This is a genomic window from bacterium, from assembly GCA_035308905.1.
GTDB lineage: Bacteria > Sysuimicrobiota > Sysuimicrobiia > Sysuimicrobiales > Segetimicrobiaceae > DASSJF01.
Genome location: DATGFS010000065.1, coordinates 26,559 through 41,004 on the forward strand (window position 1 = coordinate 26,559; position 14,446 = coordinate 41,004).

The 14,446-nt window shown below is 70.9% G+C and carries 18 protein-coding genes; 10 read left to right on the forward strand and 8 right to left on the reverse strand.

What is annotated here, in order from left to right; all coding sequences use genetic code 11:
* From lepB to VKT83_17450, 5 genes are all read left to right on the forward strand, one after another.
* Nucleotides 1–609, forward strand: a complete 609-nt coding sequence (gene lepB / locus VKT83_17430) for a signal peptidase I (protein ID HLY24250.1) — start codon at nucleotides 1–3, stop codon at nucleotides 607–609.
* 42 nt (nucleotides 610–651) lie between these two features.
* Nucleotides 652–1,458, forward strand: coding sequence for a ribonuclease HII (locus VKT83_17435; GenBank protein HLY24251.1), 807 nt, complete (start codon nucleotides 652–654; stop codon nucleotides 1,456–1,458).
* 66 nt (nucleotides 1,459–1,524) lie between these two features.
* Nucleotides 1,525–1,884 carry a YraN family protein gene (locus VKT83_17440; GenBank protein HLY24252.1) on the forward strand — a complete coding sequence of 120 codons (360 nt, stop codon included), beginning with the start codon at nucleotides 1,525–1,527 and terminating at the stop codon, nucleotides 1,882–1,884.
* A 116-nt stretch (nucleotides 1,885–2,000) separates the two neighbouring features.
* Nucleotides 2,001–2,225: a hypothetical protein gene (locus VKT83_17445; protein HLY24253.1), complete on the forward strand. Its 225-nt coding sequence runs from the start codon at nucleotides 2,001–2,003 to the stop codon at nucleotides 2,223–2,225.
* Nucleotides 2,226–2,236: 11 nt separating this feature from the next.
* Nucleotides 2,237–2,449, forward strand: coding sequence for a hypothetical protein (locus VKT83_17450; protein HLY24254.1), 213 nt, complete (start codon nucleotides 2,237–2,239; stop codon nucleotides 2,447–2,449).
* 30 nt (nucleotides 2,450–2,479) lie between these two features.
* Here the strand turns inward: VKT83_17450 and VKT83_17455 are convergent, their stop codons facing one another.
* The 5 genes from VKT83_17455 to VKT83_17475 all read right to left on the reverse strand — a co-directional run bounded on the left by VKT83_17455 (nucleotide 2,480) and on the right by VKT83_17475 (nucleotide 6,940).
* On the reverse strand, nucleotides 2,480–3,373 hold the full coding sequence (locus VKT83_17455) for an ABC transporter permease (GenBank protein ID HLY24255.1): 894 nt from the start codon (nucleotides 3,371–3,373) through the stop codon (nucleotides 2,480–2,482).
* Nucleotides 3,370–4,320, reverse strand: coding sequence for an ABC transporter permease (locus VKT83_17460; protein ID HLY24256.1), 951 nt, complete (start codon nucleotides 4,318–4,320; stop codon nucleotides 3,370–3,372). The genes VKT83_17455 and VKT83_17460 overlap by 4 nt, the downstream gene beginning before the upstream one ends.
* Before the next feature lie 24 nt (nucleotides 4,321–4,344).
* On the reverse strand, nucleotides 4,345–5,955 hold the full coding sequence (locus tag VKT83_17465) for an ABC transporter substrate-binding protein (protein ID HLY24257.1): 1,611 nt from the start codon (nucleotides 5,953–5,955) through the stop codon (nucleotides 4,345–4,347).
* Nucleotides 5,956–6,114: 159 nt separating this feature from the next.
* On the reverse strand, nucleotides 6,115–6,318 hold the full coding sequence (locus VKT83_17470) for a hypothetical protein (protein ID HLY24258.1): 204 nt from the start codon (nucleotides 6,316–6,318) through the stop codon (nucleotides 6,115–6,117).
* 82 nt (nucleotides 6,319–6,400) lie between these two features.
* Entirely contained in the window at nucleotides 6,401–6,940 is a 540-nt protein-coding gene (locus VKT83_17475; GenBank protein ID HLY24259.1) for a DinB family protein, read from the reverse strand.
* A 263-nt stretch (nucleotides 6,941–7,203) separates the two neighbouring features.
* On the opposite strand from VKT83_17475, the gene VKT83_17480 reads away from it, so the two are divergent.
* Entirely contained in the window at nucleotides 7,204–8,559 is a 1,356-nt protein-coding gene (locus tag VKT83_17480; protein ID HLY24260.1) for a pyruvate carboxyltransferase, read from the forward strand.
* A 147-nt stretch (nucleotides 8,560–8,706) separates the two neighbouring features.
* Nucleotides 8,707–9,240 (forward strand): SRPBCC family protein, encoded by a 534-nt coding sequence (locus tag VKT83_17485; GenBank protein ID HLY24261.1) that lies wholly within the window; start codon nucleotides 8,707–8,709, stop codon nucleotides 9,238–9,240.
* Between the two features lie 126 nt (nucleotides 9,241–9,366).
* On the opposite strand, the gene VKT83_17490 is transcribed toward VKT83_17485, so the two are convergent.
* The 3 genes from VKT83_17490 to VKT83_17500 all read right to left on the reverse strand — a co-directional run bounded on the left by VKT83_17490 (nucleotide 9,367) and on the right by VKT83_17500 (nucleotide 10,724).
* Nucleotides 9,367–9,579 carry a DUF6496 domain-containing protein gene (locus VKT83_17490; protein HLY24262.1) on the reverse strand — a complete coding sequence of 71 codons (213 nt, stop codon included), beginning with the start codon at nucleotides 9,577–9,579 and terminating at the stop codon, nucleotides 9,367–9,369.
* 153 nt (nucleotides 9,580–9,732) lie between these two features.
* Entirely contained in the window at nucleotides 9,733–9,987 is a 255-nt protein-coding gene (locus tag VKT83_17495) for a hypothetical protein (GenBank protein HLY24263.1), read from the reverse strand.
* A complete protein-coding gene (locus tag VKT83_17500) occupies nucleotides 9,933–10,724 on the reverse strand; it encodes a VWA domain-containing protein (GenBank protein HLY24264.1) in 792 nt (263 codons plus the stop codon). Before VKT83_17500 ends, VKT83_17495 begins: the two co-directional genes overlap by 55 nt.
* A 199-nt stretch (nucleotides 10,725–10,923) precedes the next feature.
* On the opposite strand from VKT83_17500, the gene VKT83_17505 reads away from it, so the two are divergent.
* Genes VKT83_17505 through dprA form a run of 3 tightly spaced genes read left to right on the forward strand, consistent with a single transcriptional unit; the run spans nucleotide 10,924 to nucleotide 14,445 of the window.
* Nucleotides 10,924–12,555: a YifB family Mg chelatase-like AAA ATPase gene (locus VKT83_17505; GenBank protein HLY24265.1), complete on the forward strand. Its 1,632-nt coding sequence runs from the start codon at nucleotides 10,924–10,926 to the stop codon at nucleotides 12,553–12,555.
* 40 nt (nucleotides 12,556–12,595) lie between these two features.
* Nucleotides 12,596–13,318, forward strand: a complete 723-nt coding sequence (locus VKT83_17510) for a phosphoribosyltransferase family protein (protein HLY24266.1) — start codon at nucleotides 12,596–12,598, stop codon at nucleotides 13,316–13,318.
* Nucleotides 13,319–13,320: 2 nt separating this feature from the next.
* Nucleotides 13,321–14,445 (forward strand): DNA-processing protein DprA, encoded by a 1,125-nt coding sequence (gene dprA / locus VKT83_17515; protein ID HLY24267.1) that lies wholly within the window; start codon nucleotides 13,321–13,323, stop codon nucleotides 14,443–14,445.
* Nucleotide 14,446 lies beyond the last annotated feature (1 nt).

Genomic DNA, 14,446 nt, shown 5'->3' on the forward strand with positions numbered 1-14,446 from the left:
GTGGCATCGCTCAGCATCCCCACGATGATCCTGGGGGTGTCCGCACTGCTGGTTGCGTCCCGCATCGTCGTGAAGCGGGCGTACGCGATTCCGCCCGTCGTGCGCACGTCGATCATCGAAACGCTCGACGCGTGCATTTTCGCGGCCGTGCTCAGCCTCGTTATCATCACCTTCGTCGTCCAGGCCTTCTACATCCCGTCCGGCTCGATGGAACCGACCCTCATGGTGAACGACCGCATTCTGGTCGCGAAGTTTCTGTACCGGTTCGAGCCGATCGCCCGCGGCGACGTGATCGTGTTCCGGTATCCTCTGAACCCGCAGCGCGACTTCGTCAAACGGGTGATGGGCCTGCCGGGCGACCGGGCGCAGCTCAAAGAAGGCGTTGTGTACGTCAACGGCCAACGTATTTCCGAGAAGGGGTACACGATCAAGCCTGATTTCGGCAACTACGGACCCGTCACGGTGCCGCAGGGCCAGTTCTTCGTCCTGGGCGACAACCGGAACAACAGTGAGGACAGCCGGTTCTTCGGATACGTACCCCGTGACAACATTATCGGCAAGGCGATCTTTATCTACTGGCCGCCGCAGCGGATCGGCTTCGTCCACTGATCGGCCTTCCCTAAGCGGGCGGCACGGAGACCGCGCGTGCGCATGAGTGATCTTCGCCGCCTCACGGTGGCGGAGATCATCGAACGTCTCGCCGGCTATCGCATCCCTCCGGAATCTTTGCTTCGAGCCCTCGCGCGCGACCGCCGGGCCCTGGTGCGGCGTCTGGTCGCGCGCGCCCGGAAAGCGGCCGCCGCATCGCGCGCCGAGGCGGCCCGGCTCCGCGCGCTCTACCGCGAAGAGCGGCGCCGGCTGCGCATCGGGCAGGTCGTGGCCGGGATCGACGAGGTCGGCTGCGGGCCGCTCGCGGGCCCCGTCGTCGCCGCGGCGGTCGTGCTGCGGCCCTCGCCGCCGATCCGCGGCCTCAACGACAGCAAGCGTCTCACGCGGGAAGAGCGCGAGGCGCTCATCACGGAGATTCGCGAGCGCGCCGACGCGATCGCCTTGGGCGAGGCGTCGGTCGCGGAGATCGACCGCTGGAACATCCTCGGCGCGACGCGCCTGGCGATGCAGCGGGCGGTCGCGCAGCTGACGCCGCCGCCCGCCTTCCTGCTCATCGACGGGCGGCATGTGCTTCCGAACGGCTTCCCGCAGATCTCGATCGTGAAGGGCGACGCGACCTGCGCCTGTATCGCCGCGGCGTCGATCGTGGCCAAGATCGCGCGCGACCGGATGATGCGCGATCTGGACCGGGAGTACCCCGAGTACGGCTTCGCCCGGCACAAGGGGTACGCGACGGCGGAGCACCTGGCCGCCCTCGACCGGTACGGACCGTCGCCCATCCACCGCCGCGCCTTCCTGCCCGAGCGGCAGCTCGCGCTCTTCGCACCGGAGTCCCTCGAAGGCCCGTAGGGCAGGCGCGTGCCGGTCCGTTCGCCCCATGACCCACAGCGGCCAACCGCGGCCGCGAGAGGGTCGGTGCGGCGGACGCGCGGCCGCATCGGCGAAGAGGCCGCCGCGCACGCGCTCGCAGCACGCGGCTACCGCGTGCTCGTCCGGAACGTCCGCCTCGGCCGCGGTGAGATCGATCTCGTGTGCGAGCACGACGGCGACGTCGTGTTCGTCGAGGTCAAAACCCGGCGCGGGACGGCGTTCGGCACACCCGCCGAGGCCGTCACCGTGCGGAAGCAGCGAACGTTGCTCGCGCTCGCGATGCGGTATCTCGGCCGGACCGGCCGCGCGCACCGGACCTGCCGGTTCGACGTGGTGGAGGTGTGGCTGGCGGCGGGCGACCGGCCGATCCGCGTCGAGGTCGTGCGGGACGCCTTCCGAGGCTAAGCAGGACTTTCCGGACCCTCCCAAGAACCAGCAAGGCCGAGCGGCACGCACGCAATTGGACCGGCAACCGTCGCAGCATCTCGCCGTCGCAACGGACGCACTACTGGAGGCAGCCCATGAGCCGCGACCAGCTTGTCAGCGCGCTCCAAGCCTGCGGAGCGTTCTCCCTCGTCCAGACCATCGATGATGTCGCCTGCGGCCGGCGCCGCCGTGTCTGCGTGGACCGTCTGATCGGGGACCCGGTGCTTACCCGCGAGGTCGTGGAGTACCTGCGCAGCCTCGGCGCAGACGTTGAGATTCCGGTGCCGGCGCTGCACTCGCGCCTGCGCCGCGCCGGCTGATACCGGTCGCGATGCGCGACGAACTGATTCGGCGGGAGACACCGAGCGGCACCGTGCGCGTGGTGGTCGCGTACGCGCGCGTCCGGGGCGGCGGCTGGCTGTGGATCGCGCGCCGCACGCCCTCGGGTCCGATCGTCGGGCAGGGCCGCGGCGCGACCTACGAGATCGTGCGCGCCGCCGTGGAGGAGTGGCTCGAGCAGGAGGCCGAGGCGCTGACGCGCTGACCGCGGCGTGCCGCCGCCGGCGGAGCGGCCTCAGATCCTGAGGCGCGGATCCAAATAGTCGCGAAGCCCGTCCCCGAAAAGGTTGCTCGCGAATACCACCAGGCTGATCGCCAGCCCCGGGAAGATCACCACCCACGGAGCGCGCTGCGCGAACTCCGCCGCGGAGACCGAGAGCATGCGGCCCCACGACGGGTAGGGTTCCGGGATGCCGAGGCCAAGGAAGCTCAGCGATGCCTCCACGAGGATGGCGTTGCCGAGCTGCGCGGTGGTCATCACGACAAGCGGCGCGACCGTATTCGGAAAGACGTGGCGCAGCGCCACACGCAGGCCGCCCGCGCCGAGGGCGCGGGCGGCCTCGACGTAGGTTGTCTCCCGGACGCCGAGCGTGACCGCGCGTACCACGCGCGCCACCCGCGGAACGAACGGCACCGAGATCGCGATCACCACCGTGCCGATCGACGGGCCGAGGGCCGCCGTCATCACCAGCGCGAGGACCAGCAGCGGGAAGCCCTGCATGATGTCGAGCACCGGCTGGATGATCGCGTCGACCCGGCGGCCGGCGAGCCCGCTGACCAGCCCGACCGCGCCGCCGCCGACCCCGCCGAGCAGCGCGCAGGCGACGCCGACCGCCAGCGAGACCCGGGCCCCGTGCACGAGGCGGCTGTAGATGTCGCGGCCGAGATGGTCGGTCCCGAGCCAGTGGCGCGGGCCGGGCGGCTGGAAGGTCTGCGCCGCGTCGGTCCGCGTCGGATCGTGCGTCGCCACGATCGGCGCGCCGAGGCCGGCGACGATCACGACGAGCATGACGAAGGCGCCCACCGCGCCGAGAGGCGACCGCCGGCCGAACGCGCGGGCGACGCCGGTGTGCCGGCGGGTCACGGCCGCGGCGGGGGCGGGTCCCGCGACGGCGTCGACGCGGTTCATGTGTACCGCACCCTGGGATCGAGCCGGGCGTAGAGCAGATCCACGCCGAGGTTCGAGAGCACGACGACGATCGCGATCAGCATGACGAGGTTTTGGACGATCGGGTAGTCGCGCCACAGTATCGCTTCCACGAGGAACCGCGCGACGCCGGGCAGGTTGAACACCGTCTCGGTGACGACCAATCCCCCGATCAAGAATGCGAACTCCGTGCCGACGACCGTGACGACGGGCAGGAGCGCGTTGCGCAGCGCGTGCCGGTAGACGACGACCCGGCCGGCGAGACCCTTGGCGCGGCCGGTCCGCACGTAATCCTCGCGCAGCACTTCGAGCATGGAGGAGCGGGTCATCCGGTTGATCAGCGCCGCGCTGCGGTACCCGACGGCCAGCGCCGGAAAGAGAAACTGCATCACGTGGAGGCCCGGATTCTCGCGGATCGGCACGTACAGCATCGGCGGGATCCATCCGAACACGCGGACCAGCATCAGGATGATCACCATCCCGAGCCAGAACGCGGGCATCGACAGGCCCGCGAGGCTGAAGATCCTGAGGCCGTAGTCCGTGGCCGTGTTCTGCCGGGTCGCGCTGGCGATGCCGGTCGGCAGGCCCACGAGGAGCGCGACCGCCATGCCCATCACGGCCAGCTCGACGGTAATCGGGACGCGCGGCCCGATGATGCGCGCCGCCGGCAGGTCGTAGCGGTAGGACTTGCCGAGGTCGCCGTGGAGGAGGGCACCGGCCCACTGCGCGTACTGGACCGCGATCGGGCGGTCGAGCAGCAGTTCGTGGGTGATCTGCTGCTTCTCGGCCGGGTCCACGTAGCCGGCGGAGGAGAACAGCAGGTCCACGATGTTGCCGGGCGCGATCCGCAGGAGCACGAAAATGACGATCGACATCCCGACGAGCGTGATCGCCGCGAGACCGAGCCGGTGGGCGACGAACGTCCGCATGGGCGCGACGCGGGATGCGCCGGTTTACTTGCTCATCCACACGTCCTGCAGGCGGCCGTTGTTGTAGACGTTGTTGTGCGGTACGAACCCGTGGACGTACGGCCACATCGCGAAGTAGTCGAGATCCCAGGCGAAGATCGGCCGGGCGGCGTCGAGCTCGAGCCGCTTCTGAATCTCGGCGACCATTGCCTGGCGCTTGGCCTGATCGAGCTCCTGCGACTCCGCGTCAAACATCCGATCGACTTCCGGGTTGCAGTACTGCGAGTAGTTGCGCTGCGATCCGCAGGCGTAGTTCTCGTAAAAGGTCACATCCGGGTCGTCGGCCCCCATCCCGGTCTGGTTGGCGCCGAGCTCGTAGTCGCCGCGCGCGAGTTTGGCGAACCACACCGCGCTGTCGATTTGCTCGAGCGTCGCCTCCACGCCCACCTGCTTAAACTGATCGATGACGTAGGTCGCCATGTCCACGTAGAGGGCGATGCCGCGCGTGCTGAGGGTGACCCGCAGCGGCTTCGCCGGCCCGAAGCCGGCCTCGGCGAGCAGCCGGCGGGACTCCGCCTTCTGCGCCGCGCCGTCGCCGTTGCCCGGCAGCGCCGCCAGCGCGGACGGGCCGAGGCCCCATGCCCCCCAGGGCCGCGGCATCAGCGACGCGCCCATGAGCGCGCCGCCCTGGCGGACCGCCTTGATGAAGCCCCGCCGGTCGATCGCGAGGCTCAGCGCCCGCCGCACGCGGGCGTCGGTGAACGGCGCGCGCTTGAAGTTCATGAGCAGGTTGGTATTGATGTCGTGGCTCGCGAGGGTGATGACCATCGACGGCACGGCCTTTCTCAGCTGCTCGCCGGCCGTCACGCTGCCCTCCTGCGGCATCATGATGTCGAGCCGGCCGGCCTGAAGGGCCGCGATCCGCGTGCCGCGCTCTTTAATGATGATGAAGCGGATGCCGTCAAGGTAGGGCCGTCCCTTGACGAAGTAGTCCGGATTCCGGACGTACTCGATCAGTTCGCCGGGCCGGTACTCGCGCAGCTTGTACGGCCCGGTCCCGACGCAGCGCGTCCGGAGCTCCGCGGGCGGGATGTGCTGCGGATAAATCGGCGAGTAGCCGGACGCCATCATCATCAGGAGCGCGGGCTGAGGCCGCCGGAGGCGAAAGAGCACGGTCGCCGGGTCGGGCGTGTCGATCGCCTGAATCTGCGAGTACCACAGTTTGCGGGGATTCAGGCGCAGCTTCACCGGCATGCCCGGCGCCTCGCGGATCAGGTCGAACGTGTATTTCACGTCCGCGCTGCTGAACGGCCGGCCGTCGTGCCAGCGCACGCCGCGGTGCAGCGTGAACGCCAGCGTCTTGCCGCCGTCCCGCCATTCCCACTTCTCGGCCAGGTCGCCGATGATCGACTGGGGCGTCTCCTGCGATTTCGCCGGATCGAACATGACCAGGTTGTTGTAGCAGGGCATTACGCCCCAGTTCACCGAGACGGTGGCCTCTTCGATGAGGCTGAAGCTGGGCGGGTCCTCGCGGTGCATCGCGTTGAGGATCCCGCCGTACTTCGGGGCCGGCGCCGCGGCCCAGGCCGACGACGCGGTGAGGATGCCGGCGAGCGCGGCGCAGATGATCCAGCGAAACGAGGCATGGTACGTCATGGACCTAGCCCCCTTGCACGCGGACCGTCCGGCCGTACGCAGTCTGGACGCGGCGCGGCGCACCAGCCCTTCCACGTGCCGCGAATCGGCCCCTCCCGATGCGGTGCGGAACGGGCCCGAACGCGCACAATAAAGGTCGGCCGGGCGGAGCGGAGTAGGCTACAATGTGCATGTCAAAAGCAGGCCGACGAAACGCGACTGCGGGGTGCCTGATGCACGCGCGACGATCACGCGTCGTCCACATGATGCCGCTTGGCGCAGGCGGGAGCTGATTTTGCGATGAAGATCGGAGCGCTCCGGCGCGCGCCCACCTTCGAGGACATGTTCGATCTCAGGGCGCTGCGTCAGGTCGAACGCGAGCATCCAGAGACTCTTCAGAGATCTTCCGCCGGTTCCGGGCGTGCTCAGGCTATCAACCCCGTAGGGACCGTTGAAGAATCAGGCTCTACCACGTCTCGGGCGTTCGCTCCCAGACGAGGCGGCTGTAGTCGAGGTCCTGCGCCGGCACACCGGCCAGCCGCAGCATCGTCATCACCTGCGCCCGGTGGTGCACTTCGTGGAAGAGCAGTTGTCCGGCGATGCCGCCGGCCGTCGTCCGGGTGCGGCGGGGCGGCGTGAAGTTGCGCGACACGTATTCGATCGGGCACGACGGGTCGTCGAGGCCCGCGAGCGCGCGGCGCGTGGCCGGCTGCTGGGCGCTCCACGCGGCGGCGAACGCCGGGAGGCCCGGATACCGGTCTTCCGCGAACGGCGAGTCTTCCCGAGTGTAGTCGCGGCCGGTCAGCCGCTGCACGTAGCCCCACTCGATGTCCGCGATGTGGAGGAGCGTCGCGCGGATCGATCCCAGCCCGAACGGGTACGCGCGCGTGTAGAGACCTTCGGGCTGCGCTCCGATCCAGCCGAGCAGGCGGCCGCGGGCAAGCACCAGGTAGTCGAAAAAGTGCGCGAAGTCAAGTCGCGGCGCCGTGCGCCGTTCCCGGTCCACAGTGGGGCTGCGCTTCTGCGGGGTAGTGCGGCCTCCTCCGCGCCGGGCGGGTGCGTGCGATCGGGGGCGGTGGTCAGGCAGGCGCCCGCGTTGATTTCATGATTGCCGAGCCGCGGGTCGGCCGGCGGAGGATTCCCGCGCGCGAACCGGAAGGGTATCGTGCACTCGTTCGCGCGCAAGCGTCATCGTCGAGCCGGCACGGTGTGTCTCCGTAACGCTCACCGTTCGTGCCGTACCGAGAATCCGCAGGGGGGAGTGTCCGCATGGAACCATGGAAGAACGACAACCGCTGGTTCGTCAGTCCGTATAATTACGCGCCGGCCGTCACGTCGTCGGTGAAGTTTGCCGACCGGATCGAGCTCCACGACATCACGCTTCGGGACGGCGAGCAGCAGGCCGGCGTCGTGTTCACGAAAGACGACAAAATCCGCATTGCCGAGGCGCTCGCGGAAGTCGGCGTCCACCGGATCGAGGCGGGCATGCCCTCCGTCAGCAAGGACGACGCCGGCGCGATCAAGGAGATCGTCCGCCGGAAGCTTGGGCCGAAGATCTTCGGGTTCTGCCGGTGCATGGTCAACGACGTCAAGCAGGCTGTGGACTGCGGCGTCGACGGGATCGTCATCGAGATTCCCTCGTCGCAGCACATCATCAAAGAGGCGTATGGATGGCCCCTGGAACGGGCCGTGGACCTCAGCATCGAGGCCACGCAGTATGCCAAGTCCCAGGGCCTGTACACCGTGTTCTTTCCGATCGACGGGACCCGCGCGGAGCCGGAGTGGTTCCTGGACCTGATCGAGCGCGTGGCGCGGGAAGGCCACATGGACGCGCTCGGCCTCGTCGACACGTTCGGAGGATGCTCCCCCCACGCGATCGCCGAGTTCACCCGGCGAGTCCAGGCGCGGATTACCAAGCCGCTCGAGACGCATTTCCACGATGATTTCGGTATGGCCGCCGCCAATACGATTACCTCGCTCGCGATGGGCGTGCCGGTGGCCCACGTCACCGTGTCGTCCCTCGGCGAGCGGGCCGGGAACGCGGCGCTCGAAGACGTGGCGATGGCGCTGCGCGTGCTCTACGGCGTCGATCTCGGCATCCGGTACGAGAAGCTCTACGACCTCAGCCGCCTCGTCCAGAAGCTCGCGCGGTTCCAGATCCCGAGCAACCGGCCGATCGTGGGCGACATGCTGTTCAAGGTGGAGTCCGGCATCATCAGCTCGTGGCTCTCGCGCTGCAAAGCGGACAACCCGGTCGAGCTGTTCCCGTTCCACTGGAGCATGGTGGGGCAGCCGGAAGCCGACATCGTGGTCGGCAAGGGCAACGGCCGCGATTCCATCGCGTACCGCCTCCGGGCGATGGGCGTGGCCATCGAGAGCGACGACCCGCGGATCGACACCATTCTCGCCGCGGTCAAGGCGGCGTCGCTCAAGAAGCACGCGCTGCTCGATGACCGCGAGTTCCGCGGCATCGTGTCCAAAACGATCAAACTCGGAAACGGGCGTCGCCCGGCAGCCCGAAAGGCCGGGGCGCGGCGGAGCGGCAGGGGGAGGGGCGTCCGCCGCACCGTGACGGCCCGGGCGCGGACCAGAGGCCGCAGGCGGGCGCGGGCCGCCGCGCGGTAACGCGCTCTAAAGTCCGTCGGAGGCGGGGAGCCTAGGCTCCCCGCCTCCGGCCTTAACCTGACGGTCCCTTCCGTGCGCGGCGCAGGTGCGAAACACGGACCCACAGGGTAACTCTTACGTGCAGCGGGCCGCTATAGGAGGGAGCACATGGCGCGCGTCTCCCGAGCCGTTCACATCGACGCCCCCCGCGACCGGGTGTTCGCGCTGGTCGCGGATCCGGCGCGGATCGCCGAACTCGACCCGCGGGTTGGGGGCGTGCGTGTCGAGCGAGGAGACACCGGTCCCCGGCGCGTGGTTCTCGAGTTCGCGCCGGGGACCGGTGGGGCCACGGCCGAGATCGTCGCCGACGTCACCCGCTACGTCGCGGGCCGAGACTTTGCGCTCGCGTCGCCGGAGGGCGCGCGAGGCCCGGTGTTCCGCCTGGACATCGCCTGCCGCGACGCCGGCAGCGGCACGGACCTGACGTGCGACATGGAAATCCGCCTGCCGGGTCTCGCGGGCCGGATGGCGGACCCACTGCTCGGCGCAGCGCTCACGCAGCAGGTCGGTGCGCTGCTCGCGCGCGTCGAGCGCGAGGCGGTCGCCGAGCGGCCGGACGACCCGGCTATCGGCCCCGGGGCACGGCCCGATCCGCCCGAACCGGTCCGTTCTTCGACCAGAACGCGAAAGACCCGAAACTGACGAGCGTCCACGCGGCGCGGGCGCCGAGGATCGACCACCTGCCGGCCGCCGGCGCCAGGCGGTTATTACGAGCGCGAACGGGTATGCCGTAGCGGCGGAGCGGGACGAGCGAGGCTGTCGCTCTGCCTAACGGCGGCGCCGCGCCGCTTTCTTCCGTGAGCTCTTCTTGCGCGCCGGAACCTTGCCGCCCTTGCGCCGGGCTTCGGACAGCCCGATCGCGATTGCCTGTTTGCGGCTCGTGACCTTCTTGCCCGACCGGCCGCTGCGCAGGGTGCCGCGCTTGCGGCGTTGCATGGCGCTCTTGACCCGCCGCTGTGCCGACTTTCCGTACCGTGCCATAACAGCCTCCTGACGAGATCGTCGGGCCGGAAACGTGGTGAGCCGGCTCTTCTTTCGTACGTTCCTCCCGCGCGCCGGGGCCAAACGCGCGTTCCGCGAGGCGGCGGGCCGCACCTCATCTCCGCCCGTTGGTGATCGGGGACGCGCGTTTCGTCAGTCCAGCCGCCGCCAGAGCGCCGCGGCCAGGAGGGTGCCGCCGAGCAGGACGCCGGAGGCTGCGGAGACGATGCCGCTTACCTCTTCGGGCCGCCGCTTCCACGCGATCGTGCGGCCGAGCCCTGCGTACGCGCGGGAGAGCTGCGCTTCCGACGCCGCGCGATGGTACGTGCCGTCGGCGGCCGCGGCGATCTTCCTCAGCGTGTTCTCGTCGAGCGCCTCGCCCGGGGCGTGGCTTTCGACGTCGGGCACCGTGCCCTGGGGCGACCCAAGCCCGACGGTGTGTGGACGATCACGTGCAGCCGGCGGGCGACGAACGCGGCCTTGTCGGGCGCGCTGCCGGTGTTGTTGCCGCCGTCGCTCATCAAGACGACGGCCGCGGGCGGCAGGGTGGCCGGATCCACGGCGGCGGCCGGCGGGCCGGCCACCTGCGCCGCCGGATCGAATGCGCCGCGGCCGGGGAGCGCGTAAACGGCCGTGAGCAGGCCGTCGCCGATGGCGGTCGACGCTTCCGGCCGAAGCTCGGCGAGCGCCGCGATGACGCGGTCGTGATCGTCGGTCGGCGGCGTGATCAGCGTGGCGCGGGTGCTGAACTTCACCAGGCCGACCTTGGCGCCGGCGGGGAGGCCCCGCACGAACTCCGTCGCGGTCTTCTTCGCCGCCGCGATGCGGCTGGGATAGACGTCGGTGGCGATCATGCTGCCGCTCACGTCCAAGCTGAGCATGACGGCGGTCTGATTATCCGGAACGGGAATCGGCCAGACCGGACGCGCCAGCGCGAAAATCGTCGCGCACAGCGTGATCAGGTAGCAGACCGCGGGCACGTGCCGGCGCAGGGGCCGCCCGGCCGCGACCGCCCGGACCGCCAGATCGAGGGTGGGGTAGCGTACCGACTCCGCCGCGCCGCGGCGGATCACCCACACGTAGAAGCCGACGAGCACGGGCACGTGGAGGTATGCGAGCAGTACTTCCGGCCACAGAAGCGTCATGACAGCTGCTGTGCCTCCGCTCAAACACCGTTCGCGTCCTCGCCCGGGGAAACAGGACCGACCGATTGAGACTGAGAGTACTTGTCAGTAACTTACCCTATCCGCACCGCCGCGCTTCGGCCGCGCGCCGGCGCAGCCCGGTGAAGGTAGGATATCTAGACATATCAACATCTAACTACTATACTAATACCGAGGCATCATGCTTGCGCGCGTACACAGTGCGGCGGTGGTCGGCGTCGACGCGGTGCCGGTCGAGGTCGAGGTGGACGTCGGCGCGGGTCTTCCCATGTGCGCGATCGTGGGATTGCCCGATGCCGCCGTCCGGGAGGCGCGCGAGCGCGTCCGGTCCGCGATTCGCAACGCCGGTTACGAGATGCCGGCGCGCCGGGTGACGGTGAACCTTGCGCCGGCGGACCTGCGCAAGGTGGGTCCCGCGTTCGACCTGCCGATCGCCCTCGGTCTTCTCGCAGCCACCCAGCAGATCCCGCCGCAGGCGCTTGCCGGCTGCGTCGTCGTCGGCGAACTCTCCCTCGACGGCAGCGTGCGGCCTGTGCCCGGCGTGCTCAACATCGCCCTCGGAGCCCGCGCGCGGCGGGCCCGTGCCCTTCTCGTCCCGGCCGCGAACGCCGAGGAGGCGGCGCTCGTGGAGGGCCTGACCGTTCACCCGGTCACGGCGCTGGCCGCGCTCGTTGCCGCGCTGGCGGGCCGCGGCGCCCTGCCGGTTCAGCCGGCCACCCGCATCTCCGCGCGCGCGCCGGCCGGCTCCGAGTTCATGATGGCCGGCGCGTCTTTGGCTCGTGCCGCGGGTCCGGAGTGGGCGCGCGGGTCCGCCGGCGAGGGCACGGAAGAGCCGGATCTCGCCGAGGTACGTGGACACGCCCACGCGCGCCGCGCGCTCGAGATCGCGGCCGCGGGCGCGCACAACTTGCTCCTTATCGGACCGCCGGGTACCGGCAAGACAATGCTCGCGCGGCGGCTGCCGACGATCCTGCCGCCGCTGTCGCTCGACGAAGCGATCGAGGTCACGCGGGTGTACAGCGCCGCGGGCCGGCTGCCCGCGGCGCCCGCAATGCTCGCGGTTCGCCCCTTCCGGGCGCCGCACCACGCGACGAGCGTGCAGGCGCTCGTGGGCGGCGGGACGCCGCCGGTGCCCGGCGAGGTGAGCCTGGCCCACCTGGGCGTCCTGTTTCTCGACGAGGCCGCGGAATTTCACCACGATGCGCTGGCGGCGCTGCGGCAGCCGTTGGAGGAAGGGCGGGTGGTCGTGGTTCGCGTGACCGGCACGGTGACGATGCCGGCGCGCTGTATGCTCGTGGCCGCGATGAACCCGTGCCCGTGCGGGAATCTCGGCGATCGGCGGCGCGTCTGCACCTGCACGCCGCCGCAGCGGGCCCGCTACCGGGCGCGCGTCTCCGCGCCGCTGCTCGACCGGATCGATCTACACGTCGAAGTGCCGCCGCTGACCGGGGACGAATTGGCGGCGGCCGCCGCCGAGCGCTCCGCGGACGTGCGCGCTCGGGTGCTTCGCGCGCGCGCGCTGCAGACGGTGCGCGGCAGCGCGTTCGGGATCGCGGGGGCCGTGAACGCGACGATGCCGGCGGCGCTCGCGCGCGCAAGCTGCGCCCTCGCGCCGGAGCCTCGCGCGCTGCTGCGCCGTGCCGTCGACCGGCTCGGCTTGAGCCCGCGGGCCTATCATCGCCTGGCGCGTGTGGCGCGTACGATCGCGGATCTCGACGACGCGGCGGCGATCGACGCGCGCCACGTGGCCGAGGCGATCGGGTACCGGACCCTGGATCGGGCCGCCGATTCGGAGGGGTTCGCGAACGGGTGAGGGGGCCGTCCCGGATGCCTCACCCGGCGGCTTGTGGCGGGTGCTCCGCGCGCACGCCACGCCTACGGATCGGCCGTGCGCGCGCTGCGGCGGCGGCTACCCGATTGCTCCGAGTTGTCTCGCGTCCTGCGTCAGGTTGATCGCGCTCGATGCGTGCCCGTGTTGCGCCCAGCGCCGCACGGGCGGGACGTGCCGGAGCCTCGGCTGCCGGCGCGGATGGTCGCCCATCCGGCGCGCGGACGCGGTCCTCGGCTACAAGAGCGGCGACGTCGAGCGGCTCGTGCTCGCGGCGAAGCGGGTTGAACGATGGGCCATCGTGGCGCTCGGCCGTGTGCTGGCCGGGTGGCTCCTCGAAGCCGAAGCGCGGCGGCGCTACGATCTGGTGCTGCCGGTGCCGTTTCATCGGGCGAATCTCGCGGGCCGGCCCGCGCATCCTTTGACGGCGATCTACCTCGACGCGCGTCCCGCGGTTTGGCGGACGGTCCCGCTGGACGACCTCGCGCCGCCGCTGCTCGTACAGCGCCGTCCGCGGCCGGCCCGGCGGGGACAGTCCGAACGAGTGAGATGGCATTCCGTGCGCGGCGCCGTGGCGCTCGCGTTCCCCACGCGCCTCGTGCGCGGCGCCCAGGTGCTGATCGTCGACGATGTCTTGACGAGCGGCGCCACGGTCGCAGAGTGCGCGCGTGTGCTGCTCGACGAGGGCGGCGCCGCGGCCGTCGACGCGATTGTGCTCGCGCGGCAGCCCTGGCGCGCACGGGGGTAGGCGTGGTGGAATCCTCGGAGCGGCAGCGATGGTGCCTCGTGGGCCTGTCGCTCGTGCGCGGGCTCGGCGCCGTCCGCATCGCGCGGCTGATCGCACATTTCGGATCGCCCGGCGCCGCGTGGACGGCTTCGCCGGAGGCGCTCGCCCGCGTACGCGGCATTGGGCCCGCCACGGCCGCGGCGATCGTGGCGGCCCGCGGTGCGAACTTGGTCGACGGTCAACTGCAAAGGGCGGCGGGCGCCGGCGCCCGAGTCGTCACGTGGCTCGACGCCGGCTACCCGGCCCGGCTGCGGGGCATTCCCGCGTCCCCGCCCGTCGTGTACGTGCGCGGAGGGTGGTCCGACGATCGGCCGGCGGTCGCGATCGTCGGAACACGGCGCGCCACGGCATACGGCCTCGGCGTGGCCGAGCGCCTCGCGGCCGCCCTGGCCGAACTCGGCATCACCATCGTGAGCGGCCTCGCCCGCGGGATCGATGCGGCCGCGCACCGGGCAGTCGTTCGGATCGGCGGATCGACCGTTGGGGTGCTCGGATGCGGGGTTGACGTGGCGTACCCCCCGGAGCACCGGACCTTGATACAGGCGATGAGTGTTCACGGCGGCGTGCTCGCCGAGGCGCCGGTGGGCGCGCCGCCGGAGCGCGGCGCCTTCCCAGCCCGAAACCGCCTCATCAGCGGCTTGGCGGATGTGGTCATCGTCGTCGAGGGTGACGTGCGGAGCGGCGCGCTGATCACCGCGCGGCTGGCCGCGGCGCAGGGCCGGACGGTGTTCGCCGTGCCGGGCAACGTGTACGCGCGGGCCAGTCGGGGGCCCCACCGGCTGCTCGCGGCCGGCGCCAAGATCATCACGGGCCCGGAGGACGTGCTGGCTGCGCTCGGCCGGCCGGCGACCGGGGGACCGCCCGGCGCAGCGAGCCGGACCGCCGCCCTCGGGCTGGCGCCGGCCGAGCGGCGCTTGCTTGCCGCGCTGGAAGACGGCGAGGCGCGGCCGGTGGACGGGCTGGCCGCCTCGGTCGGGCTCGACGTCTCGACCGCCGCGGCGGCGCTCGTGGCGCTCGAAATGCGCGGGCTCGTCCGTCGGATGACGGGCGGATTGTACGCCGCCGACCCGGCCTCCCGGACCCCGTAAA

Excerpts from the sequence above, each read along its gene's own strand:
- VKT83_17505 (HLY24265.1), top strand. The coding sequence starts at position 10,924 with ATGCTTGCGCGCGTACACAGTGCGGCGGTGGTCGGCGTCGACGCGGTG.
- VKT83_17450 (HLY24254.1), top strand. The coding sequence starts at position 2,237 with ATGCGCGACGAACTGATTCGGCGGGAGACACCGAGCGGCACCGTGCGC.
- VKT83_17500 (HLY24264.1), bottom strand. The coding sequence starts at position 10,724 with ATGACGCTTCTGTGGCCGGAAGTACTGCTCGCATACCTCCACGTGCCC.
- VKT83_17485 (HLY24261.1), top strand. The coding sequence starts at position 8,707 with ATGGCGCGCGTCTCCCGAGCCGTTCACATCGACGCCCCCCGCGACCGG.
- VKT83_17435 (HLY24251.1), top strand. The coding sequence starts at position 652 with ATGAGTGATCTTCGCCGCCTCACGGTGGCGGAGATCATCGAACGTCTC.
- VKT83_17465 (HLY24257.1), bottom strand. The coding sequence starts at position 5,955 with ATGACGTACCATGCCTCGTTTCGCTGGATCATCTGCGCCGCGCTCGCC.
- VKT83_17480 (HLY24260.1), top strand. The coding sequence starts at position 7,204 with ATGGAACCATGGAAGAACGACAACCGCTGGTTCGTCAGTCCGTATAAT.
- VKT83_17455 (HLY24255.1), bottom strand. The coding sequence starts at position 3,373 with ATGAACCGCGTCGACGCCGTCGCGGGACCCGCCCCCGCCGCGGCCGTG.
- VKT83_17490 (HLY24262.1), bottom strand. The coding sequence starts at position 9,579 with ATGGCACGGTACGGAAAGTCGGCACAGCGGCGGGTCAAGAGCGCCATG.
- VKT83_17470 (HLY24258.1), bottom strand. The coding sequence starts at position 6,318 with ATGCTCGCGTTCGACCTGACGCAGCGCCCTGAGATCGAACATGTCCTC.
- VKT83_17445 (HLY24253.1), top strand. The coding sequence starts at position 2,001 with ATGAGCCGCGACCAGCTTGTCAGCGCGCTCCAAGCCTGCGGAGCGTTC.
- VKT83_17460 (HLY24256.1), bottom strand. The coding sequence starts at position 4,320 with ATGCGGACGTTCGTCGCCCACCGGCTCGGTCTCGCGGCGATCACGCTC.